The following is a 23,570-nucleotide window of genomic DNA, read 5'->3' on the forward strand; positions in this document are numbered from 1 at the left end:
TTCAATTGAGGCGCGGTGTTCGCCTCCGCATCATCGATCCAGTCGGCGAAACGATCAGCCGAGCGGAACGCATCTTCGCTCTTCGCTGATCTCGTTAGGCTGAGGATGCGGACGCGCATGAGTCGTGGCACGAGCTGCGGCGTTTGCCCCATCACAAATTCGACGTCGACCCCTGACAAGTTCCATGGCGAAAAAAGGTTGTCCCTGATCTGTCATCCCGCCGTCATAAACGCGAGCGATATTAGGATGATCCATAACCGCGAGCGCCTGGCGTTCTTGCTCAAAGCGACTTACAACCGCTTTGGAATCCATCCCCTTTTTAATCAACTTCAGCGCGACGCGTCGCTTGATGGGATTGGATTGATACGCATCACCAGAATAACCAAGTCGACATCATTCATCTCAACGTCTTTCAGCTTTGACCATGGGCGGTTGTTATTTTCTCGCCGCAGAGAATCGGACAAACTGCTTGTCAGCTGCGTGGGATTATACTGAAATGCCCGCTGCAACGTCATAGTCGGACAAGCGGGCGGATCGGAACGCTGTGTTCGCTCACTCGAGTTAACGAGCGTATGTTACCTTGCCTAAATGCGGTCGTAACTTTAGGTTCCAGGGAGAACTGCATCACCCTCCACGAAGAACTTCAGAGCTTTTAGGCAGACTGGTCTGCCGATTTCTCCACCACCTTTGTTTCGATTTGGCAAACCCAAAGGCCAACAATGCGCAGCCCGTATGTGGCTGCAGCGATCGCTAACGATGAAGGAAAGGCATACGACATCGAAAAGCTGCAAGACCAAACCAGGAATGCAACCCATCCAATGGTTAAGAGAATCCCAAAAGGTGCAATAATTCCAACCACTGCCAAACGTTTAAGAAAGGTTATTTCAATCATCCTGCGCACTAGGAATAGGCCCGCTAGCAACGCAAACAGGGCAAATAGCAAGGCAATCGCTAGCACGATCGTCTGTGCTGCGAGCGACAAGTTGGTCACCGGCATCATCCATCTAGCAGCCGACAAAAGCACGCCGACTGGCAAGCATACAGCTAGTAAATCGGCAATGGCTATCTTTGCGAAAGAAAACGATAACTCGGTGTCGTCAGCTCGAAAAAACGGCTCGAATACGGCCCAGCCAACGACCCCGGTTATTGCAAAATAGGGTAGTGCGAAAATCTCCAGCATATTCAATCAATTGCAAGTGCTCCAGGCATCCCTTTTTAGCAAGAGGGCAAGTAAGCTCAAGGTTGAAATTCTCGGAGGCTTGAGTCGAACCTACCCTCTTGAGCGTTTTGAAAAAGCAACGCATCTCGGTGAGGACATCGCTTTTCAAAACTTCGACAACGGGAAAAAATTAAAATCTACCCTCGAAGTGTAACAAGCCGACAAGAGCGACAGCTGGAGAAGTAGAAAGGGGCAGGAGCTTATTCGAGGGCTCGGGTGAGTTTGCTCGAATTCCCATTTGCCGGCCGGGGGCGACCGATCATGCCACTCGTGAGTTCGACTAAGCGATGACCGACCTGTCTCGGCCGACGCTCATGTGGACGTGGCCTTAGATGTGGTCGGTAATCCGCTTGCATCCGCACTTCACCGCACATCGACATCATCAGCCGTTTTTCAGTATATTTTCAGGAACACTAATGCGCACTAATCAACACTAATCAAAGGCCCGGTGAGCTGATTAGTGTTAACTAGTGCCCGATTAGTGGTTCACTTCTCTTAGATGACGTTTCCTTACATTAAAGCTTCGTGCCACGCGGACTGATTAACCGGCTAGGGTAGCTGAAAAATCAAATTATCGCCACGACGCACCGCTATATGAGTAACAGATTGGAGATTTCATGCTATCTCCTTGAATTCAGATCACTCTCGGCCTCCCGATCGCCTGCCAAAAAATCTGATGCAGGGAGACCGTTGATAGATTTCAAAGTGGAAATTTGCCGTAAACTTTCGAGGTCGCGTTCCGGTTTATAATCGAGACTCAAAAAGCTAACGGGCACTTGTTTCAGTGTGCTGAAATCTTGGACACCAGTCCCAGTCAAGTCTAACGACTCTATCGGATGCGGCAAAAGAAAGTCCAGATCCTCGAATCGCTTACAATCTCGCAAATTGACTGCGATTAAACCAGACAATTGCAACAAACCGCTGCCGTCAATATTTGTTCCAGCAAGTCCCAGTATTCGGAGAGAACGGAGTTGACTCAAGAGCCCCAAATTTTGGTCCGTGACAGCGGTCCCCCACATTTCCAAATTTAACAGCTTTTGCAATGCGCTAAACCAAACAAAGCAAGAACCATCGATTGAGGGCGACGCCAATTCCAGATATTCCAGATTGACCATCCCTTTCAAAACTTCCAGCTCTGCGTCGGTCATACCCGAATATCGAATCGATAATTGACTCAGATTTCGCATCGAACCAATATAATTCCATGCTTCTTGTGGTGGAGAATTGCCCAACAGTGAGAGCTCGGGAAAATAGTTAACGGCTAAATTCCCCCAGCCAGTGTCCGTAAGAGCATCCGTGTTAACGATAAGTCGCCGACAGTCAGAAACGACGGATAGCAAAAAAGCTAGATCCTGATCGCTGACGGGCCCAAAATCGGTAAAATCGATTACGAATAGACCGCGTGGACGTTGAGTTATCGGAGACGCAATAATTTCATCCTGTGTCTTTCGTAGGATCACGCCCGCTTCCACAAGCCGGTTTAATTTCCTTAACGCTTCATCTTCAAGCGGAAGATCGTCAAGGGGAACATCATGATCCAGGGTGTCTGTGCTGGTGGGTTTTTCCGCAATTTTCGGAATTTCAGGATCGGCGTCAAAGACTTGCCACTTCTCACCGTCACGCTCGGCGACCACTTTTCCGTCAACGTAGTCGATCTTGATCCTTGTCGTTTCGCCGTCCTTAAGAATGAAGGAGTCGGTTTCAAAAGCAAAATCGCCACGAAGCACTTTCAGGGTTTGTCCGACGCCCGACTTAACCTTAATGGCTTGGGAATCATTCTTTTGGTTGATCGTCAAGCCATCGGTCGATATGACTACTTGAAGACTGGGATCATCAATCTGCACTCGCATCAGCCCCCCATTTTCCGTGGAAATCCAAAAGAGAATGCTCAGGACTACGATGGGTGACAGTAGCCCAATGGCTGTTAAGAACGCCCATGCGCTTCGACGTCGATTCCCCGTTCCAGTCGTAGACATGACGGGTTCAGGTTGTGCAGAAGGTATAAGGTGTTCATTAGCATGACCGGGGGAGCTGGTTTTGAAGTTTTCCAGAACAGCAGCGAACTCAGCCATGGACGTGTATCGCTGGCCCGCGTCCTTCTTGATCGCCTTCAAACATATCGCCTCAAGCTCTGGTGAGAGATCTTGGCGGAACTTCGTCGGTCGTTCGGGCTCTTTACGGGCAATGTCATCCAGCACTTCTAGCAGGTTGCCTCGGAAGGGCAGAAACCCAGTCAACATTTGGTACATCATGATGCCCAACGAATAGACATCGGTGGCTGGACCCGCGTACGCCGCGTTGCGAATCTGTTCTGGAGACATGAAAGCGGGACTTCCCACAATCATTCCCGCTTGAGTCAACTGAGTGAATTCAGGTGTTGACATCTGACTGGCGAGCCCAAAGTCTGTCAGTATCGGCTCGCCTCTATCGTCTAGCATCACATTGGCTGGCTTGAGATCACGATGCACCACACCCTGCCGGTGCGATTCGCTGAGAGCCAATGTCAGTTTATAGAGAATCCTCACGATCTCTGCTTCTTCAAGTGGTCCGTTTTCACGCATATATTCGGAAAGACAAACGCCTTCGATGTGGGCCATCGAAATGGTGTGGTATCCTTCCTCGATGCTGACGTCATATATTTGGCAGATATTTGGATGCCGGAGGGCAGCTGCCATTTTCGCTTCGCGGAGAAAACGGGTGACTGTTTCGGGTAAACATGTCGAAAGGCGTGGTATCTTAACGGCCACCTTGCGTCCAAGTCGCGTGTCTCGGGCAAGATAGACTTCGCCCATCGCCCCAATCCCAAGCGTCTCAAGGATCTCATAACGCCCAAGACGTTCCCCAGCATGAAATTCAGCAGCGGGCGACGCAGTGTAAGCACGATCTTCCTTAAGGGCCCCCGCCATGGTCTTCCGACTTTCGTCTCTCAATGCAGCAGGTTGGAGATCCGCAACGGCAGTGTCCGAATTGCTTCGGGCGATCGTCTCAATTAGTCCGGCGTACTCATTGAACTCAGCGGAGAGCCCAACTAAGTCGAACGGAACTGATTTTTCCTCCCAATAGTGATGTTCCAATTCAAGCAGTGCCGTGAATAATTCAGCTCGTGACGTTGGATTCAGTTTCTGATCCATGTAGTCAGCCAGGGATGGGCGCTGACCGGCGAGCCAAGCATCTTCGAAGCCATCGGCCATGCGGTTGACTTGTGTCCAGTCCACTGTTCGATCGTCTGCGTCTAATTCCATCGTTCAGATTGCTTTGAGCAAGTGGTTGGATAGGCACTTAGTTACCAAGTACGGATCGGTGGGACGGAATACCGTGGTTTGCCTCTAAATGAGCTCGTTCCCAGATTACATTTCCCCTCACTAGGATAAAGTATTTTTCAGTATTTTTCCTCTTCGATCGTATGGAACGGGACCCGCTCTCTCGATTCCAATGTATTGTAGGAACGCGAGCTGAAATCCGCTGGCCCATTTTCCAGTTGCGAATGCATGAACGAAGAAGATCTTTCGGTCACCCAAATACTGACCCGTCTGAAGGGTGGCGATGAACGAGCTGCTGAACTGATTTGGCAGACATTTTTTGACCGCGTTGCGGCGTTAGCGCGGGCGAAGATGGGCAGCTTGCCCAAACGAGCTTTGGACGAAGAGGACATTACGCTGAGCGCCATGAACGCCTTTTATCACGGCGTTCGGGAGGGGCGTTTTCGCAAGCTTGAAGACCGAGAAGACCTGTGGCAACTGCTCTGCATGCTCACCTCGCGAAAGGTGGCAAATGCTTGGCGAAAGCAGACTTCGAGCAAATTGGTTGGAGAATCAGCCGTCTCACTGCCTCAAAACGGCCGAAACGCAAATATGATGGGCATCGAGCACATTGCGGAAAAGGCGCCTGATGCCGGCTATGTCGATTCGCTCAGCCAACTATGCAACGAACGTCTCGAGGGATTGGATGATCGCCTTCGCGAAGTTGCTCTTCTCAGACTGCACGGTTACAGCGATCAAGAAATCGCAGCCAGAATCGGCCGCTCGATCAAGAGCGTCGAACGTTACCTCAAATCCATTCGCCAAATATGGCTTGAGCAATCTTGAAAGCGGTACCCCTTCCGGGCACCTTCCGCGGGCGGAACTATCAAAAGGGGATGGATTGATCCGGAATTGCCCAGCACGGTTTGGAAAAATTGTCTTTTTGCATTTCTGAGCCATTTTTGGTGAGGGCTGTGCGAGCTTTCGCGCGAGTGACCTTCTGACAGCAAATGCTGACAGTAACAAAGCCCCGCTTTCGGCAAGGTGACCCGTGCAATTTCCCAAGATTTTCCCAGTTCTTTTTGGTGGCACTCGACGAAGCTTCTCGGGACGTTCAAATCGTCGAATCGCGGCTTCGGTGAGGTCCGCCAAAACCGCTCGCCTTCGTTTGGAGGTTCTGGAGAAGCGAGAGTTGTTGGCGGCGGCCATCATGCACCCTTGGGACACCGAAATCCGCTTTGACCAATTCAGTGGCGGTGATGCGAAAGTCTTTGCGGTTGGTTACACCGATTCGGGGACGGAGCAACCAAGTTTCGCGGGCTTTGAGTTCTGCTTCGCCGGCGATTGCGGTGGCCAGCCGATCCAATTGGGTGACATCACTGATTCTGTAATCTTCGGATCGTTCGGAGCCCAAGCCGTAATGGAGATCAGGGGGCGTCTGGGGCTCGAATATGGCCTCTACGCTAATGCGGGCTCTGCAGACCTAATCTATGACGGCACCTTCAGTTACGAAGTGGTTGATACGGGCAGCGGTCCTATTGAGATCAAGACCAGCGTCGATCATGCCGCCGGTGGGATGTTTACCCAAACTCCAACGGTTCGCGCTTTTGCCGACCTGGTCGTTGAGTTTGACGGAAGCATCCGGACCCAAGCTTGTTTTATCGACTGCATTGGACCAGGAGTGGTTGAGTTCGAAGTCGACGAAACCATCTCGCTGGCGTCACTGAATCGAAATGCCAATGGTAAAGTGGAGATTATTGGCACGTCACTACTATCGGACGCCGTAGGGGTTTACGAACAACTCGGAGGGGCAAAACAAACGATCCAGACTAGTGATCGTGACTTATTCAAAGCGGAAAGAGACGGTGCGCGCGCGGTCACTCCATCCCAAACCGCGGATGCAGATCAAGCTAAACAATCGGCTACGCAACGTAAAACACAAGGGCAAAACAGCGAAGCCGATACACGCCAACGCGTACGCAGCGGTTCGTCCAACAAGAAATTTGGTGGCGGGAAAATCATCCAAGTTTCAATCGGTGAAGCCCCAAATGACCTACTGGGAGTCGAATTGGACTTGGGAATTGGCGTTGGCTGGAAAGGAGCGGTCAATATCGGCAAGGAATTGGGTTCCATCAGTCTCACCGTGCCAGATATTGCCTTGACCGACACGACAATCGATGCGGCAGGCGTTTTATCAGCTGAGACCGAACAATCTGACTCTCGTAGGGATGTGGCCAAACTGACAACGAATGTGGGTGCCATCTTGGGCGGCGGATTTGGATTCGGCCGCACCGATATCGACGTGGCGGGAATCAGCATTGGCTTGACGACCGCCGACTACGTGGTAGAAACGTCGCTGCGGCTAAATCAGGATGTGTCTTCGACGCCTGCTGAGCGAGCCAAGTTTGACTTTGTCGATCCGATCACGGGGCAACCCGCCCTGGTCGATGTTACCATCGATGGGACGTTGTTACAGAATATCAGTACTGTTGAATTCGACGTCGGTTCGTCCGTTTTCGTGGAAACTGGAACGCGAAAAATTGCTGTGCAGCCGAAGCTAATTCCACGCTATAAGTTCGCTAATGACTTTGGCTTAGATCTTGATGTTGAAGGAACATTGAGGGCGCTCGCCTTGGAGATCTCGGCCTTTGGTAAATCTTTTGTCAGCACCGATCCTCTGCTGGTACGTTCGAACCCTATCGGCCAGCATGACTTCGGATCAATCTTTGACACATCGTTCCATGTTGAAGGGGAGCTGATCGATTTCGAGCCATTTATTGTCGGAGGCCCGGTTGCCGATCTTTTGCTTGCGACAAGCGCCAGTCCCAAGACTGGTTCTGGCAGTCTTCTGACAAACGACCAACCCGGTATTTTTCAGATCATCGTCACCAACCAAGGGCCGCAGGTTGCAGAGAATATCTCGATTCGCACCGAATTGCCAACCGGAGAGCATGGCAGCATCTCGGTTAACACGAGTTCCCTTGATTCGCAAACCATGGAATTGATCCAGCCGGACCTGCTGGTCAGCCGCCTCCCAACCCTGGCCCCGGGTGCGTCACACACTTTTACCTTTGAAGCGACTCCCACGGTACTCCGCTCCAGAACGTTGAACGTCTTTAATCGAGCGACCAGCGACTCGAGAGATTCAAACCTGTTCAATAACAGTAGTCGTTTGGAAGTCGACACGACTAAAAATGTTCGGATTTTCGTCGATAACTTTGCTGAACTGATCGGCCCTTTGGGAGATCTGGACAAGTGTCCCAACCAACCTTGCAGCCTTCGGGGCGCCATCAGGCTCGCCAATGCGAATCCCGGCCCCGACGTGATCCTGTTGCGTTCAGGAGATTATACGCTGTTAGGTGCGAACGGACCGCTGCAGGTAACGGACTCGCTCAGCATTTTCGCCTTTCCCGGAACAACGATTCGTTTTGATCGCTCGGAGATTACCGCTGCTCTTCTTCGGGATGAGCAAAAACTTGTATTACGAATTCCGACTCCTCCCGGGGACGTGGCGAAGATCACCGCACAACAATTGGTAGACACACTCAACTCAATCTCCATCGGAACAACTTTCCCATTCGATGCGTTCCCGGTAACCGCAGAAATCAAAGAAGGGGACGGTTCAGGGACTTTTGAATTCGGAGGTGGCGAATCCCTGCTATTCGAGGATGTGTTCCCCATCGGCAACAACGGTTTGACAGCCCAAACCATCAATCCGGACGGACCAAACAATGCTTTCAGTATCAAGCTAAGAAATCCAGCCGATGCCGAAGAATTTGGCAGCCTCTTCAGTGGCCTGGATGTCGAACTGCAACCATTTACTCCCAGCCGAACACGAATCTTCGAATTTGGTGGAAGTGGAGAAAATGATTACTTGGTCCGCGGTTTAACGCTTGTCGAAGGAGACGCAAGCAACTCAGCTGACCCGCGTGGTGGTGCCATTCAGCTGGCTGACCCGGATGATCATTTAGAGTTAGACAACGTCAAGATCGTAAATAGCTTTGCGAGCACCGGAGGAGCACTGGCGGTCCTAAACGGAGCCAGTGCAACAGTCAAGAGAGCAACGTTCTCAGGGAACGCAGCATCTGACTTTGGTGGAGCAATTCATGTTTCCAATTCGTCTGTTGTGCTTGAAGATGTTTTGTTTGAGAACAATCAAGCAGGTAGTGAAGGAGGTGCAATCGATAATTTTGCTTCCGCCGGAAGGGCCAGCCAAATTGACCTGCGAAATATTACCGTCCACAATAATACTGCTCCTGTTGGGGCCGGCATCAGTAATCTTTCCCAAGACGATGGTTCACGGGCGTTCGTCACGGTAAAGAATTCCGCTTTCTGGGACAACGAAGGTGGAAATGCAGAATCCTACGCTTTTGATGGCCAAGCAGCTATCGAGTCCTTAGGTTTCAACCTTGATTCGGATGGGACACTGCAATTATCCGGGCTTGGAGACCGGTCGAATGTTTTGCCGGTCTCCATTGATACTCCCTTCATCAAAGCGAACTCGGCTGGTACCTTCATCGGAAATTTAACGGTCAATCTACCCGGCGTGGCCAGCCCGGTTAGCTTCAGCGTTGATGATTCGCGTTTTGCGGTTGAAGCCGGCGTGCTTCGACTGAAGCCGGGCGAGGCAATCGCGGCTTCCGGCAATCTGACGAATGTCTCAATAGATGTAATGTTGACTGATGGCGATGGTCAACAGCTTGTCCAGCCACTGATCTTGCAGGTTCAACCGGCAACGGTACCTCCGCAAGCGTTCACCCTGCTCAGCACAAGCTCCACTTCCGCCACTTTCAGTTGGGAAGATCAAACTCACGAACAAAACTATCGCTTGATCGAACTCTCGCCGGGCGGTGAGGAACGAATTGTGCTGGAGCTTGATGCCAATGCCATCGATGCGACGCTGGAGTCGCTCCCGATACTCTCCCAGGCGGCCTATGTTTTGGAAGCAGTCAACCAGACCTCAACTGCCCGAACTCAGCCACTCACCGTCCAGCTGCCCGCTCCCGCTCCAGAGGTTCCACGCGATCTGAAAGTGGACCGCATGGCAACCACACTCACCGTGAATTGGGGCGAAGCTGATTTTGCCGACAGCTATCTCATTTTTCACAATAACGTCCAAGTGGGATCGACGTCCACAAATACAACGACTTTTCAGATTGATAATTTAATTCCAGACTCTGCCCATACAGTCCAGGTCCGCGCGGTAAATAAGACGGGCGCTTCCGGCACTCAAGTCGTTTCAGTCGTAACGCTTCCGCTGCCCGCTGCCGCACCAACGCAGTTTCAAATCTCCCCTTTCGGCAACGACCGCCTGCGATTGACGTGGGATGCCAGCTCGAACGGTACCGAACAACGCATACACGTTTCCGAAAACGGTGCGTCCCCAGAACTGCTTGTCAAATTGGATGCGGGCGTATCGCAGTTCGATACGGCGCCACTCAACGTCGACAGCACTTATGAATTCTATCTAAGTGGTCTGAACATTAGCGGCCAAGGAAGGGCTTTTGGTTTAGGCGTAAGTGTCCCCACCCTCGGCAGCGTAGATACAGTCATTGTCGAGAACGCCCAGGGGAGTGTCGATGTGTCTCCAATCTTCGCGCTCCATCCCGCCCTGTCACGACTTGTCTTTCGCGGCCCAGTCGAAAATACCTTGTCCCTATCGTCAGACCTCATTGAAAACATCGCTCCCGCGAACAATCAAATATCGGTCGAAACGACGTTGGCAACCGAGCTAGACCTTAACAGTGACTTCCGGGTCGCTCCCAGTGAATTCACTGGTGGGCTCTTTTATCGCATCTTTACTGATGGCCGGAACACATTCAAGATCCATCGCCCGGACCATTTCCACAACCTTGTCAACCAATTCGATGTGGATAGTTCCGGTGAGGTCGCTCCACTCGATGCTCTAGTCGTCATTAATTACTTGAATCGCAACGGTATAGGAGTTCTCCCTCAACCCAATGCATCGACCTCACCAAACTTGTTTATTGATACCAACAGGGATCTCGAGGTGACTCCCATCGATGCTTTGCGGATCATTAATTTCCTCAACCGAAATGGAACGGGCTCATCAGGCGAGGGTGAGTCAGAAGCGGTCCTGTCAACCCGTGTTGATTTGAATTATGGTGACGGCATCTCTTTCTCGGCGGTTGACTCCTGGCATGCCTCGCCGCGCTTACCGCGAGCCTTCCTAATGCCCAAGGAAGCAATGCACGACGAGATCCTTACCTCCTGGGAAGCAACACGCCGTCGCTCAACTAACAACGATGTTTTAAGGTCGGTCGAGCCTCAGGAGCCTGTTGGTGAAGAATCACGCAATCGCGAAAAAGAACGCTCGAATTTGGCTGCTCATGTCGCCGCCACACAGTCCGTTTTCGGCGAAAACAATTGGGACCTGTTTGACGCCGAAACTAACTTGCCGAGTTTGCCCAGGGCATTGATCGAGCGGGCTCCCAGCACGTTTCCGTAGCCGGAAAGACTGGTGGTGGCGTCGTGCAGCGAGCAGTTCCAGGTTAAAAGCATAATCGAGAAGCTGACTTCACCTTCCCCGTTAGCAGCACTAAATCCGTTGCCCTGGGACACCGAGGTCGCCCATCGCCAGTATGACAAGCGACAAGAAACCAAAGGGAATACCAAGAACCCAGAAAGGAGAGATCATTGGAATACAGCACAAGATGGCAGATACATACGCGAATCCACGACCAGTACCCAGAAACATCTCTCGGGCTCCGAACCACTGCAAGGCGCGGCATGCAATGAGTCCGACAGCAGTTAATCCTCCGGCGTCAAGCCGGTAGTTATGGGGAACCGATGTCAGAAGAAATATGGCATCCGTAAAGAGGGCAGATGTGGTGATTAGCAACTGGAGAGCCGCAATTGCCGTTTCTCGCTGGAGTCTTCCAGACTCGCGTTGAGGCGGAATTACCTCACATGTACGCGGTGGCTCAAAAGGATTCAATGGTCGTTCGGGATCGATTTGGGCTGCCCTCGAAGTTGCCAGGATATGGTGCCGTCTCGGAGTTCTGGCATCCGAAAATCGGCAAGATCCTGGAGTCTGGAATTCGGAATGTCACGATGATGTTCGCTCTTGAAGGATTGATTTTCAAGTCTCGGACTCATGTATCATGAATATCATTCAAAATTAGGCTGCCCTTAAGATTGCACGGCATTATCAACTGTGTCGATCGGTTTCGTTCGTTCCGATAGGCGAAACTCTTCCGCCAATTCAGCGATCTTGGACTGATAACACTTCATCGAGATTCACTTCGATGGTGGTGCCTTTTGAAAGCGCAAACGCGGCCGGGAGTTCGGTGAGGATGTTCCCAAACACGATCTTGGCCGCATGGTCAATATATTCTACCTCGAGATCTATCAGGCCGCTTTCGATATTGGGCATGGCCGTTTTGCCCGTTGGGAAGAATGCCCGGATAGTAATTGTGTCATCTTCCCTGATATCTGACATTTTGATTTCAGGATACGAGGGAAATGGGCTGGGGTAAAAGCCGGAGCAATTGGCATGTAGTCGGCTGAAAATATGAAACCCCTCCGCAGTCAAGTCGTCGAAGAACGCCTTGTGATTTCGTGCATCAAATTTCATGGCGATGGTCCGAAGAGCCTTTTGGTCGCAAACGTGGTAATTGACTCCATTGAGTTGGTGCGGATTCCGAAACTTTCGGGAGGAGGCCCAGGTTAGGCAGGCGTTGGACTCAGTAATCGGAGTAGCCATCAACCTGAAAACTTAGGCTACCTAATTCGCTTTGTAAGAGCAGGAAAAGTTAACTTGATGGATGAATTCGACGACACTTTTAAGCTCAGAGACTCGCGAGGCCGGCTCCAAATGAAGGCTTGGCCGTGAGGGGGCGAGGCTGGTAACAATTGCATCATCGCTCTCAATACAGGCGGCAAGAACTCGAATTCTGATCTACATTTCGGCAAGCTGGGGCGGACTTGCTAGCGCCTGAATCCGGTTCGCGTCATACTCCTAAAGCAAGGAGTGATAACAGGCGTAGCTCTCGGGTGTGCCGTGCTTCCTGAGAGAAAAGTCCTCGTAGTCAAGCCTGCCAACAGCTTGCCCCGAAACGCGGAATTGATGAGCGTTGACGGTCGGTTTTGGACGCGGCATTGCGGTAGCTCCAAACGTTTCGCGGTAAGTGACTACTGCGAAACTCATTCAGAATTGACCGGCACGCCGATCCTGAAGATAACGCTAAGTCCCATCTCCGTAAGGACTTAGGTAAAAGTGGGCGATACAGAACTCGAATCTGTGACCTCTGCCGTGTGAAGGCAGCGCTCTAACCAACTGAGCTAATCGCCCTTAACGCTCATTCGCGTGTCTATTCCGCAAAAGAGTGCTTCGATCCGAGATGCAAAAGCACTTTTAGCGAATCGTTGCCGCCACTCAAAGTACACATCTTAATGACTATCGAATGAACCAACAAGCGCCTACGCAAACCACGATCGGAAAGTCGGCTAGGTTGACTTTGGCACCAGGAAATAAGCTATTTCTCCGTTAGCCACAGGGAAAAAACGCCCCCCACTCGTGATGAACGAATCTATACCAACGGGTATACATTTGTTCGTTTGCAGGTGGTGGCGGCTGTTCTTCCGTTTGGTGCGGGATGCCGCGGCCCATTTTGTCGTTTGCGTGCGGCGCTGACTTGCTTTTGGCGGACGGGCTGTGATCTAGTCCGTTTGCCGTGCTGACTTCGTCGCCTTTCGCTGCCGGTAGCATTCACTGCGCCGCTTGGTCAGCATTACCACTGCGTACTGCTGATGACTTCCGCACCATTGCGAGTGGCGACGGCTCGCCAAACGGCTAAATCAATCGTTTCGGCCACGAATCGCACCGAACCGTCGAGCAGTGTCGCTTGCACGCCAGCTGTGTGATTGCTGCGGGCCGCCTTAAAGCCACCCGCGACCCAAAAGTAGCAGTCATAACGCTCGGAGTTGGGGGCAAAAAAGTGGTTGTAGGCGGTGTTCTCGTATGCTTGTCCGGCCCACAGCCTGCCACGACTGGCGACAAAGCGATTCACGGCAGCCGGTACAGGGTTGCTGCAATTGTTGGCATTGGCCATCGGTGGCGGAACGACTAAGGCCATGTAGAACTGCGGATCGGGAGTCTGACTGCTTGGTACGTCGCCGCCGCCAAACCCCAGCAAACTTTCGGAAACGGCAACCGTGTTGGAGAGGCCATCGGTGACCGCGGCGAGGCGACGCCAGATTTGGTTGCTAAACGGACCATCGGCCCTCAAGTCCATTTGCCCATCATCGCTGGGGTCTCCAGGATCGTTGATGCCGGAGCCAAAGTTGGCAACATAGTTGGTTGGGGCTGGGCCAATCTCCCCGCTGCCGTCGGCGATCGGGGCAGCTCGATCACTGGGGCAAAGATAGGTGGGGATCACAGTGGCGATGATGGCTTGATGCTCGGGACGGGGCGGCACACCACCGCCCGGCGGATAGAGCGTTAGGCTGAGATTCAAATTGCTGTAGGTGTTGCCCTGCTCTAGATAAGGCAGGAGGCCAGCCAAATAGCTCCAGCGAAAAGTCGTGTTCTGAATCGGATCGACCAGTCCGTTCCAGCCGATTGGAAGACGGCGATTGGTCGATTCGTAATTGTGAATGGAAAGCCCGATTTGTTTCAGGTTATTGCTGCAACTCATTCGCCGAGCGGCTTCACGTGCTGCTTGAACAGCCGGCAAAAGCAGCCCCACAAGAATACCTATAATCGCAATCACAACCAGTAGCTCTACCAAGGTAAATGCTGGTCGGACATGCTGCTGATGTCTAATGCTTTGACAATTTTTTTGATGTATCATTTTTGTATAAGTGTGCTTGATATGTTGCGGGAGTTTGTTGTGTTATGCATGGAGGGTGGATGCGCAACATGAGCGCGACCGCACCCAATGAAGATTTGTGGCGGATATTGCTAACCGTTATTAGGATGTTTTCCGGCGCTAGGTCGCCTCCACGCCAACGGGACGCACACTGCGTTGTTGTGAGGAACGAGCTGTCGTCCCGAAAGACGTGGAAGCGGTGCTAGAACGCGACGGGATCAGGCTCCGCTCAGCTTGAAGCGGAGGCTTGACCTCGGGCAGAAAAACATCATTGAGGTTTTGCGAAAGAAGATCGCCGCAAAAAATTACCCTAGGGGATTGGCGGGTCGGGGCGATGGCGGCAAGAGCTGGCTTGTTCATCGGAAATGAGCAGCCAGTAAAGGGAAATGCAGCAACTCAGCATGCTGCGAGTTGGGATGGGGACAATGGTTTCAGTAAGCTTCTCCCACATATACTGAATGCCTTGGCACTCGGCGGCTTTCCAGATCAGCACGATTTTAGCGTCCCGGTTGTCCCCTGGAGGTGGCTCGTTGCTGGACGATGCGGGACGATTTTCACAGCAAGACGGCTGACTCGCAGTTGCCTTTTTCGAGCCAGCTTTCACCCGGGCAAGGAGACTTTTCGGAGGAATAACTCCCTGCTGTTGTGCCCATTGCAATTTTTCACCGTCAGTATGACAACAACATTTTTCCCAACAGTGTGCCGCCGACGAGCAACTGCAAGCGCAGGATTCACAAGGAAACCGTTCACCCTGCTTGCCAACAGCTGAATAACCGGAGACCCGCGGGCGGCCCGGGACCAGGGCGATTCCGGTTAGCGAATAAAGCATCATCAGCAAGAGCATCCAAGAGATGCATCGCTGGAGCTTTGGTCGACGATGAAATAGTTGGAAAATATTAGTCAAAGCAGTCGCGTGATTTAAACGTGAACCGCTCGTCCCTCACCCGGTTTAGTATGCCTGCGATGGCTGGGCATTTCAAGGAGCTCAGATTTGCTGCGCACAATTGTCACACGCATTCAGAAAATGCTTAGTCTTTGCGACCCGCGGTTTATCAGCTGCTATCTGTTGCCGAAGTGTTAGCGGAAGGGGAAAAGCCAAGCGGCGAGCATCGTCCAGAGGAGCGTGCTGAGCCCCATCGCGATCGTTAGCGGCGTGACAGTTCGCAAGCCTTCGCCCTCGGTCATTCCGCTCATCTTGCACATCAGCCAAAAGCCACTGTCGGTCATCCATGAGATTGGCTTCGAGCCGCCACCGATTGCCAGGGCCAAGTAGACAGGATGGAAGGCTAGTGTTTCGCTGGTCGCCAAGCCTTGAAGAATTCCGGCTGCGGTGATCATGGCGACGGTGGCGGAACCTTGGAGCGTGCGAATTGCGGTGGTGACAAGGAAAGCGATCGGCAGGACCATCAGACCCGTCGAAGCGTTGTCCAAGTTGGCAATCGATTCGGCAATGCCGGCTTGACCCAGCATCGCTCCGAAAGCCCCGCCGGCGGAGGTAATTAAAATGATGACTCCGCCGCTGGAAATGGCTTCGGCAACAACTTGGCGACGATCTGAGTCGCGGGGGGCATATCGCAAGAGCCACAAAGCGCAGGCGGCCGAGATCCCCAACGCTACATTTTTATTCCCCACGATGGCGATGAATTCCATCCATTCGCTGCTCTCCAGCAGCGTCATTCTGGCTTCGCCCGCTTGGCGTTGCCAAAGCGCCGTGACGGTACCGAGGGCGATCAACGCAATGGGCAACAAGATTGGTAGCAACGCCAACAGCAGAGGCGGGCCAGGCGGTTGTCGTGATACGGCGGTTTGGCTAGCTCGATCTTCAACAACTTCGAGACTGCCATCATCTAAATCACGCAGGGGAACGACGATGAGTCGATTGATGAGCCACGCGGAGGCGAGTGAGAGTGTGCTGGAGAGACCGCCAATGGTGAGGCCAGCGACCATTAGCATGAACAGGTCGATTCCTAAAATCTCCGCCACTTGAAGTGGGCCCGGCGTCGGTGGAACTAACGAATGGGCGATCGAACCACCGGCCATGATTGCGAGAATATACAGCACGTAATCTTTGCCGGTGCGGCGACGCAGCGAACGAGCCAGGGGGACCATCAAGTAGAAGACGGTATCGAAGAAAACGGGAATGCCCAGCACGAAAGAGCTGCCCGCCAGTGCGATCGGTGCTTGACGCTCTCCAACCCACTGCAGGCTGCGGTCAACGATTACTTTCGCTCCCCCGCTCTCCAGCAGGCAAGCGCCGATGACGCTGGCCAGAGCGATCAGTATCCCCACGCTGCCTGCGGTGCGACCGAAAGCGGCAGCCAACCTTTGCGGGCCGGTTTGTTCGACAAAGGCGTTTACTTCGTCGGCGTCCAGCTTGTTCTGTTTGACCAGCGACTCGGCGTGCGTTCGCAGATTTGGCTCGGCGGTTCCCAACGCCACAATCAGTCCGGCCAAAATCAAGGCCAGGAAGGGGTGTAGCCGCAGCCACAAAATGCCAACCAAAACGGTGGCGACGGCCAAAATCAACAATAGCCAAATATTCAAATGAGTCGCTCCACTGAGTCGCAGCACCAAATTATCATTTTGCTAAGCACCTCGACATAAGGCATTTGGTTATATCAGCCGTTGAGCACTGGCTCACGGTTCCACGGAACCGGACGCTGGCGGAACCGGACGCTGGCGGTGCCGGCTGATTTCGTCTTGTTTAATGACTTATGCGGAGGTGCTTAGCGCCGCAGCGTCGGAATCACGCCGAGTACCAACGTACATTTTCCGTTTAATGCTTAGCACTGTGGCAATTAAGATAACTGGGAATATCGTTCGATTGGGAGGAGTCAAGGATTTTTCCAACGCGATGGTCATTGGCCGCCGATGGAGAACGATACGGAATTGGCGCGCATGCAGCTTACCAAAGCCAACTTTATTCGAGTTTGGGATACCTCCTATGTCACTGCGTCTCATGATATTTACGCTCTCTCTGGCCGCTTTGTGCAATCTTGCCGGTTTGTCTGCAGTCAGTACGGCGCGCGACTTGATCGTCGACAACGTAGCTGGCAGTGATTCTCAGAATGATCGTGGGCAAATTGCTGGGCCGATCACCAGCGGGCCTTACCGGACAATTAATCGCGCTTTATTGGCAGCCTTGCCGGGTGACCGCATTATTCTCACTAAAACCGGCGAACCTTACCGCGAGTGTGTTTCCTTGGTGGGCTGGAAACACAGCGGAAGTCCAGCGCGTCCGTTTGAAATCGTCGGCAATGGGGCCACGCTTGATGGCTCGGTGACACCCGCGGCAAATCGCTGGCGTTACCAAGGCAACGATGTCTGGGAATTGATGCATTCGCCGGCCGGCTATGGATTGTTCGCCGTTGATGGTCGCGGGCTGGCTCGGCAACCGGTTGCCGATGGAGATTTGTCGCAGCTAAGCCCGCTGACGTGGACGCGGATCGGACCACGTATGTATTTAAAAACAGCTGAAAATTTGGGACCAGCCGATTACGCCTTGACGGTCACCGAGCAAACAACAGGGTTGACGCTGTACGACGTGCAGCATGTGATGATTCGCGACTTGGTGGTGCGAGGTTATCGGCTCGATGGGATTAACATTCACGATCGCTGTGAAGAGATCGGGATTCTCGATGTCAGCTGCCGGCAAAACGGGCGGGCCGGGATTACCGTTGCTGGTGCTAGCCAAGCAACGATCGGAGCAACCTTGGCGGATCAGAATGGGCAGGCTCAACTGCGTGTGGAAGGACGAGCGATCGCTTATTTGGGCAATGTTGATTTCGCCGCCGGCATGGGAGTGGCCACTTTGGTGGAGGACGCTGGCCGGATTGAAAAGCTGGCTGCCAAGGGTGCGGGGGTAACGGTCGGCGAGTAGCCGTCGGCTCACCCGCTGATTTACCATTGCTAGGCGATCGGTGCGCGGACGACTGGAAACTAATTGGCTGTCGGGTCAGCCGCCGTGTTAGCTGGGTCTGTTTCGTGTGCTGGGGCGGCGTGGCCAAGCGGTTTATCGGTCGAGTCCGGTTTGTCGTTTAAGTCGAGGGTGCAGGCGGCATCAAGTTGGCGAACGGCGTCGACCTCGGCTTGACTGGTCCAGTAGAACACGATCCCCGCAGCCGCCAAGATGAGCTTGACGATCTCAAACGTGAGCGCAACCAACGTCCCCGAAGCGGCGGTGGGAACGGGGGGGACTAGTTGGTAGAGCCAAGCGATCGTCGCTTCTAAAACTCCTAAGCCGGCTGGCGTCAGCGGCAGTGCGGCTGCCAACATGCCAACCGGCACAATGATTAAGTGCTCAGTAAAGGTCGGTGGGGTGGAGTACAATCCGCGGGCGATCAAATACATGCTGATTGATAACAGCAGATGAACTCCCACGCTTAGCAGTGCTGAGATCAGCAATTGCCAAGGGTGTGTGTGAAACATTCGCAGCGGGTCGGCGACGCGATGAATGATTTTACCGAACCAACGGTTTGCATCGACGCGTCTCAAGAGTCGGTCGATCCAGCGGCCCCCCAGCACGACGACGGCAATGGCAAGCGTGCCGGCAACAGCCAGCACACCCGCGCCAAGCGAGAGCCGATGGAAGTCTTCCGAGACGGTCGCGGGCGGGAACAGCACCATGGCCGAGATCACCACCAGCAACAACCCGTACAGTCCCATGGCGCGATCGACCACGACTGAGGCGACCGCTTCCAGTCGCAAGCCGGGGGTTTTGCGAGCCAAAAAGATGGCTTTGAACAAATCGCCTCCGACGCTGCCGGCCGATACGAAGCTGAGAAAGAAACCGATGGCACCAAGTCGAAAAGCGGCTAGGTAACCGAGTGCGATGCCTTGGCTGCGCACCAGCACGGCCCAGCGAACGAACGACAAAAAGACTGCGGCGCAGGCCAGCAGCAAGGCGCTGGCTAGTAGGGCGTAGTTCTTGGGCTGCGTTTTCAAGGCATCCCATTGGTCGGGTTCGATACGAGACAGCAGCCAGCCCAAGATCACAGCCGGGACTGCGAATTTCAGTGCATTGACGGTGATAGCCCGAACGCGTGATGTCATGTTGGACAGAATAGCCTAGAAGAAGGTGCGGAAAAACCAGCTAACCGGCCAGATTCCGGATGGGAACTCAAAATCGGCCATTGACTCCGGCAGAACAGTGTTGTAATTTTTCACGCACTCAGGGGACGCGATGTCAAAATCGCGGCCCACGCTGTGCCGCACAACGGCCACAACCTGGGGGATTAGCTCAGTTGGGAGAGCGCTACAATGGCATTGTAGAGGTCATCGGTTCGAGTCCGTTATCCTCCACTCAAAAAACAAAAGCCGCGGATCAATCGTGATCGGCGGCTTTTTTTATGTGCTTTTCGGTGTCACTCGCTGGTCTCAAAAAAGTTCAATCAGTTAACGAAATCTGAGGTGGGAATTCGTAAGTGGCTTTCAATCAATGACTTGCGGGGTTTCACTATCCTTGCCTCGGGCGAAAGATTGATTCGAGTCGGTGTCGGGGACGCTGTCAGATCGATGGATTGACGCGGTGGATACGTGAGTGCAAAATAGGTTTCAGTCACCCCGAATCGAAAACAGGAAAGTCGCGAGAGCTTTGAGCGTTTGCAGTGAAGCATTACAGGTGCTCCTGGCCCTTTCGCAGACCATCATCTCGCATCGGGAACTTCCGGTGCTGATGAAGGAACTTGCCTGTGAGCTTCGGAAAGTGGCGACGTTCGACTATCTGGCAATCGTGTTGTGCGATGAGCCCAGCAACAGCCTGGCGGCTCACATTCTTGAACCTTCCGAGTTCGCAGAAGAAGCGCGTAAAGTGAAGGCGACCATCGACGGTTCGCCAGCGGGGTATGCCTGGAAAACTCAGGAACCGCTGGTGATCGACGACATCGCCGCCGAAACCCGCTGGCCGGAATTCTTCCAGGGGACGAAGCAGTTTGGCGTCCAAAGCACCTGCGATTTGCCTCTCACCACCGCTCGGCAAAAACTTGGCACGCTCGTCTTCGCAAGCAAGTTGCCCAAGGCGTTTAGTCAGCAGGATGTGGAATTCCTGAAACTGGTCTCCAGCCACGTCGCGATCGCCGTCGAAAACGCGCTGGCCTTTCAGGAAATCGAAGGGCTGAAGAAACAGCTGGAACAGGAAAAGTCGTACCTCGAAGAAGAGTTTCGTAGCGACCACAATTTCGGCGAAATCGTCGGCGAAAATGCCGAGCTGCGGAAAGTTCTCAAGCACGTCGAAACCGTCGCGGTCACCGATTCGACCGTGTTGATCTACGGCGAAACGGGAACCGGCAAGGAACTGATCGCCCGAGGTGTCCACGACCGCAGTCCACGCCACGGACGGACTTTCATCAAACTGAATTGTGCGGCGATTCCAACAGGCTTGCTCGAAAGCGAACTCTTCGGCCACGAAAAAGGCGCCTTTACTGGAGCCGTCAATCAGAAGGTCGGTCGATTCGAATTGGCCGATGGTGGAACGCTGTTCCTTGATGAGATTGGAGACATTCCGTCCGAGTTGCAGCCGAAGCTGTTGCGAGTCCTGCAGGAACAGGAGTTCGAACGGCTGGGCGGGACAAAGACCATCAAGGTCAACGTGCGAGTGATCTCGGCCACTCATCACGACCTGCAGGAGATGGTGAATCAGGGCGAGTTCCGCAGTGACCTGTTTTACCGCCTGAACGTGTTTCCCATTTCGTTGCCGCCGCTTCGTGAGCGTGCCGACGATATCCCGCGACTGATTCGATATTTCACGCAGCTATTTTCCAAACGGATGGGACGATCGATTGAAACCATTCCGGCCAACGTCATTGAGCATCTGTGTCAGTATTCCTGGCCTGGCAATATTCGCGAACTGCAGAATGTGATTGAACGAGCCGTGATCCTCAGCCCCGGCAAACAGTTGCAGGTTGCGATTCAGGAATTGAGCCTGGCCACGAAAGTCGAATCGCAACCCGATGCTACCAGTGAGTCAGACGATCAAACGCCACTCGCGACGGCCACTTCTGAGCCCGACGCTCAAACATTAGCCGACGCTGAACGTGAGCACATCTTGAACGCGCTGCAACGCGCTCAATGGGTCGTCGGCGGAGACAACGGGGCCGCGGCGTTGTTGGGGCTAAAGCGAACGACACTGCAGAAGAAGATGAAGAAGCTGGGCATCGAACGGCCCAACTGATTGGCCAAAGTGCCCTTCTGGTGACGCTTTCGTGACGCCATGGTGGCGAGCGATGCCGCTTTGGTGTCACTTCTGAATCGCGTTGTGCTTTCACTTTCTGACACGGAAAAACATGGCTTCTGCGACGTTGTGTCGTAGCGTGTTTTCGGCTAATTCTCTTTTTGTGCTTCGGGTTGGCACGTTGGTTGCAAACGGTTTTAACAACACATTCTGATTTAGAATTACGCAACTCGTCGCCTGAAGGGGCAAACAATATGACTACCAACGAAACCAAAAAATTCACGCCTGCAAACATCGCCCTGTGGGTTCTTCAAGTCTTGTTGGCCGCCATGTTTTTGATGGCCGGAATTTCCAAGTTGATGGGCCAGGAAATGATGGTTCAGAACTTCGAAACCATCGGCTTGGGGCAATGGTTTCGATACGTAACCGGCGCCGTTGAAGTTGCTGCGGCCATCCTTCTTGTTGTTCCAAACTTCAGTTGGCTCGGTGCGGGTCTGTTGGTTTGTACAATGATCGGAGCCACGCTGGCTCATCTGAGTGCTCTGGGAGGCAGTGCGGTTCCAGCCATCGTGCTTGGCGTTTTGGCCGCAATCATTCTGTTTGGGCGGCGGAATTTGATGCAGGCCTCCAGCCGAATGCTCAATCAGGAACTGGCCCCCCAAGCGTAAAATCAATCGTCAATCACACGCTGCGTCCCAGCGCAATGAAACGCTCATGGAGGAGCAAACATGATACTCAAAACAAGCTTACCGCTAAGTCGCATCGGCATGGTCTTTCTGCTGGCCTTCCTGGCTGGATGTGCGGTCGTCCCCATGGATATCGCGGCCCCAAAACCGCTCGCCTCTCATAACGGGCAGAAGAGTCAGACAGAAGTCGGGCGAGGCGTCTACGTGTCGATGTTGAAATGTGCGATGTGCCATCGGCCCAAGCCGGTCTACGACTACGATCCGGCGACGTGGGAGAGCGACATTCTTCCTCGCATGGCAAAGAAGGCCAGACTCAAGCCTGCTGAATACGCCGCAGTGCTGGAATACGTGACGTCAGCTCAAGCGCAGACTCGCCCTGAGTGATTGAGCTGTTCAAGAAAAATTGATTACCACAGAATACGATGCTTCCCATTCAAGGAGTTCACATGCAACGCAGAAACTTTGTTAACGGAATACTTGGCGGCGCAGCACTCATGGCCTTCAACAGTGGAGCTCCGAATTTGCAAGCATCGCCAACGAACCCCGCTCAGGGGCCAGCCTCTCCGGAACGAGCGTTCTTTGGAGCCGTCCATCTGAATAACACGTCGCTTGATAAAGCGATCGACTTCTGGACGAAAATCGCAGGCATGAAACTGCGAGCGAAGACGGGCAAAGCGGTGGAGTTCGGGACAGAAAACAAGACGCTGGTTGTCGTGCACGAATCCGCCAAACAGCCTTTTCAAAAGGGCTTTAGCGGTCTTTATCACGTGGCCATTCATGCTCCCAATGAACGTGAGTTCGCCAGGATGGTCTATCGAGTCCTGGCTCAGCGGTACCCCTGTTCACCGACAGACCACACGATGTCCAAGTCCTTATATCTTACGGACTCCGACGGGATCACGATCGAATTCACTTTGGAAACACCGGAGCGATTCAAACGAGTGATCACACGAGGCGGCATCAAAATGGAAGATGCAAACGGCGTTCTCCGCAACGCTTCGAGTAAGCTCGACGTTGATCAAGTGATGACCGTGCTGCCTGATAAAGATCTTCGCTTCGGGATTTCAAACGATGCCTACATTGGCCACTATCATTTGTATGCCAACAATGTTCAGCAATCCAATACGTTTTACAAAGCCCTGGGGTTTGATCAGTTCAATTACCTTCCTCAATTCAAGTACGCCGATGTCGGCGCAGGCGGGGCCTACAGGCATCGCATCGCCATGAATTCCTGGCACGGCGACAATCGTCCTCTGCCACCCAAAGGAACGGCCGGACTGCAGCACCTGCAAATTGACTATGCCAATCGCGAGGGACTTTTAAACGTTGTGAAAAACCTGTCCGGCGAAACGTCCGACGAACGCGGTTATTGGGTAACGGATCCGACAGGCAACAAGATTCTACTGGCATCGGTTTGAATCGTTC

The 23,570-nt window shown here is 53.2% G+C and carries 15 protein-coding genes, 2 tRNA genes and 1 pseudogene; 8 read left to right on the forward strand and 10 right to left on the reverse strand.

The genetic code is table 11. The features are described 5' to 3' along the window. Positions 1 to 168: 168 nt before the first annotated feature. From SH139x_RS12245 to SH139x_RS12255, 3 genes and pseudogenes are all read right to left on the reverse strand, one after another. Positions 169 to 369 (reverse strand): annotated as a pseudogene (locus SH139x_RS12245) (serine/threonine-protein kinase); the annotation flags it as partial. A gap of 283 nt (positions 370 to 652) precedes the next feature. Then, the gene (locus SH139x_RS12250; protein ID WP_488355495.1) at positions 653 to 1,180 is read right to left on the reverse strand and encodes a hypothetical protein; all 528 of its coding nucleotides are present in this window, start codon (positions 1,178 to 1,180) and stop codon (positions 653 to 655) included. A gap of 659 nt (positions 1,181 to 1,839) precedes the next feature. Further along, the gene (locus SH139x_RS12255) at positions 1,840 to 4,461 is read right to left on the reverse strand and encodes a protein kinase domain-containing protein (protein WP_488355496.1); all 2,622 of its coding nucleotides are present in this window, start codon (positions 4,459 to 4,461) and stop codon (positions 1,840 to 1,842) included. Positions 4,462 to 4,707: 246 nt separating this feature from the next. Between SH139x_RS12255 and SH139x_RS12260 the strand changes: the two genes are divergently transcribed. Both SH139x_RS12260 and SH139x_RS12265 read left to right on the forward strand, forming a co-directional pair. Further along, positions 4,708 to 5,304, forward strand: coding sequence for an ECF-type sigma factor (locus SH139x_RS12260; protein ID WP_488355497.1), 597 nt, complete (start codon positions 4,708 to 4,710; stop codon positions 5,302 to 5,304). Between the two features lie 292 nt (positions 5,305 to 5,596). After that, positions 5,597 to 10,927: a dockerin type I domain-containing protein gene (locus tag SH139x_RS12265; RefSeq protein ID WP_488355498.1), complete on the forward strand. Its 5,331-nt coding sequence runs from the start codon at positions 5,597 to 5,599 to the stop codon at positions 10,925 to 10,927. Between the two features lie 756 nt (positions 10,928 to 11,683). Here SH139x_RS12265 and SH139x_RS12270 read toward each other — a convergent pair. From SH139x_RS12270 to SH139x_RS12295, 6 genes are all read right to left on the reverse strand, one after another. Further along, a complete protein-coding gene (locus tag SH139x_RS12270) occupies positions 11,684 to 12,055 on the reverse strand; it encodes a hypothetical protein (protein ID WP_488355499.1) in 372 nt (123 codons plus the stop codon). Between the two features lie 384 nt (positions 12,056 to 12,439). Next, on the reverse strand, positions 12,440 to 12,580 hold the full coding sequence (locus SH139x_RS12275) for a hypothetical protein (RefSeq protein ID WP_488355500.1): 141 nt from the start codon (positions 12,578 to 12,580) through the stop codon (positions 12,440 to 12,442). Positions 12,581 to 12,698: 118 nt separating this feature from the next. After that, a tRNA-Val gene (locus tag SH139x_RS12280) sits at positions 12,699 to 12,772 on the reverse strand. A 439-nt stretch (positions 12,773 to 13,211) separates the two neighbouring features. Beyond that, positions 13,212 to 14,273: a DUF1559 family PulG-like putative transporter gene (locus SH139x_RS12285; RefSeq protein ID WP_488355501.1), complete on the reverse strand. Its 1,062-nt coding sequence runs from the start codon at positions 14,271 to 14,273 to the stop codon at positions 13,212 to 13,214. A gap of 328 nt (positions 14,274 to 14,601) precedes the next feature. Then, positions 14,602 to 14,784, reverse strand: a complete 183-nt coding sequence (locus SH139x_RS12290) for a hypothetical protein (protein ID WP_488355502.1) — start codon at positions 14,782 to 14,784, stop codon at positions 14,602 to 14,604. Between the two features lie 584 nt (positions 14,785 to 15,368). Continuing rightward, positions 15,369 to 16,862, reverse strand: a complete 1,494-nt coding sequence (locus SH139x_RS12295; RefSeq protein WP_488355503.1) for a GntP family permease — start codon at positions 16,860 to 16,862, stop codon at positions 15,369 to 15,371. A 373-nt stretch (positions 16,863 to 17,235) separates the two neighbouring features. On the opposite strand from SH139x_RS12295, the gene SH139x_RS12300 reads away from it, so the two are divergent. Further along, entirely contained in the window at positions 17,236 to 18,171 is a 936-nt protein-coding gene (locus SH139x_RS12300; RefSeq protein WP_488355504.1) for a hypothetical protein, read from the forward strand. Positions 18,172 to 18,230: 59 nt separating this feature from the next. Here SH139x_RS12300 and SH139x_RS12305 read toward each other — a convergent pair whose 3' ends face one another. After that, positions 18,231 to 19,343: a lysylphosphatidylglycerol synthase transmembrane domain-containing protein gene (locus tag SH139x_RS12305; protein ID WP_488355505.1), complete on the reverse strand. Its 1,113-nt coding sequence runs from the start codon at positions 19,341 to 19,343 to the stop codon at positions 18,231 to 18,233. A 176-nt stretch (positions 19,344 to 19,519) separates the two neighbouring features. On the opposite strand from SH139x_RS12305, the gene SH139x_RS12310 reads away from it, so the two are divergent. The 5 genes from SH139x_RS12310 to SH139x_RS12330 all read left to right on the forward strand — a co-directional run bounded on the left by SH139x_RS12310 (position 19,520) and on the right by SH139x_RS12330 (position 23,563). After that, positions 19,520 to 19,592 (forward strand) — tRNA-Ala (locus SH139x_RS12310). Positions 19,593 to 19,911: 319 nt separating this feature from the next. Then, complete coding sequence (locus SH139x_RS12315) at positions 19,912 to 21,459, forward strand: sigma-54-dependent Fis family transcriptional regulator (RefSeq protein WP_488355506.1); 1,548 nt, start codon at positions 19,912 to 19,914, stop codon at positions 21,457 to 21,459. Between the two features lie 254 nt (positions 21,460 to 21,713). Continuing rightward, positions 21,714 to 22,127 carry a DoxX family protein gene (locus SH139x_RS12320; protein WP_488355507.1) on the forward strand — a complete coding sequence of 138 codons (414 nt, stop codon included), beginning with the start codon at positions 21,714 to 21,716 and terminating at the stop codon, positions 22,125 to 22,127. Between the two features lie 60 nt (positions 22,128 to 22,187). After that, positions 22,188 to 22,529, forward strand: coding sequence for a hypothetical protein (locus tag SH139x_RS12325; protein ID WP_488355508.1), 342 nt, complete (start codon positions 22,188 to 22,190; stop codon positions 22,527 to 22,529). Positions 22,530 to 22,591: 62 nt separating this feature from the next. Further along, complete coding sequence (locus SH139x_RS12330) at positions 22,592 to 23,563, forward strand: VOC family protein (protein WP_488355509.1); 972 nt, start codon at positions 22,592 to 22,594, stop codon at positions 23,561 to 23,563. Positions 23,564 to 23,570 lie beyond the last annotated feature (7 nt).

Origin of the sequence: Kothea flammea (genome assembly GCF_052161645.1) — a bacterium.
In the GTDB taxonomy this organism is placed as follows: Bacteria; Planctomycetota; Planctomycetia; order Pirellulales; family Pirellulaceae; genus Laterigemmans.

Coding starts and splice junctions, on each gene's coding strand:
- SH139x_RS12305 (WP_488355505.1), bottom strand. CDS start 19,343: ATGACATCACGCGTTCGGGCTATCACCGTCAATGCACTGAAATTCGCA.
- SH139x_RS12270 (WP_488355499.1), bottom strand. CDS start 12,055: ATGAAATTTGATGCACGAAATCACAAGGCGTTCTTCGACGACTTGACT.
- SH139x_RS12260 (WP_488355497.1), top strand. CDS start 4,708: ATGAACGAAGAAGATCTTTCGGTCACCCAAATACTGACCCGTCTGAAG.
- SH139x_RS12320 (WP_488355507.1), top strand. CDS start 21,714: ATGACTACCAACGAAACCAAAAAATTCACGCCTGCAAACATCGCCCTG.
- SH139x_RS12285 (WP_488355501.1), bottom strand. CDS start 14,273: ATGATACATCAAAAAAATTGTCAAAGCATTAGACATCAGCAGCATGTC.
- SH139x_RS12275 (WP_488355500.1), bottom strand. CDS start 12,580: ATGCCGCGTCCAAAACCGACCGTCAACGCTCATCAATTCCGCGTTTCG.
- SH139x_RS12330 (WP_488355509.1), top strand. CDS start 22,592: ATGCAACGCAGAAACTTTGTTAACGGAATACTTGGCGGCGCAGCACTC.
- SH139x_RS12255 (WP_488355496.1), bottom strand. CDS start 4,461: ATGGAATTAGACGCAGACGATCGAACAGTGGACTGGACACAAGTCAAC.
- SH139x_RS12325 (WP_488355508.1), top strand. CDS start 22,188: ATGATACTCAAAACAAGCTTACCGCTAAGTCGCATCGGCATGGTCTTT.
- SH139x_RS12300 (WP_488355504.1), top strand. CDS start 17,236: ATGTCACTGCGTCTCATGATATTTACGCTCTCTCTGGCCGCTTTGTGC.
- SH139x_RS12250 (WP_488355495.1), bottom strand. CDS start 1,180: ATGCTGGAGATTTTCGCACTACCCTATTTTGCAATAACCGGGGTCGTT.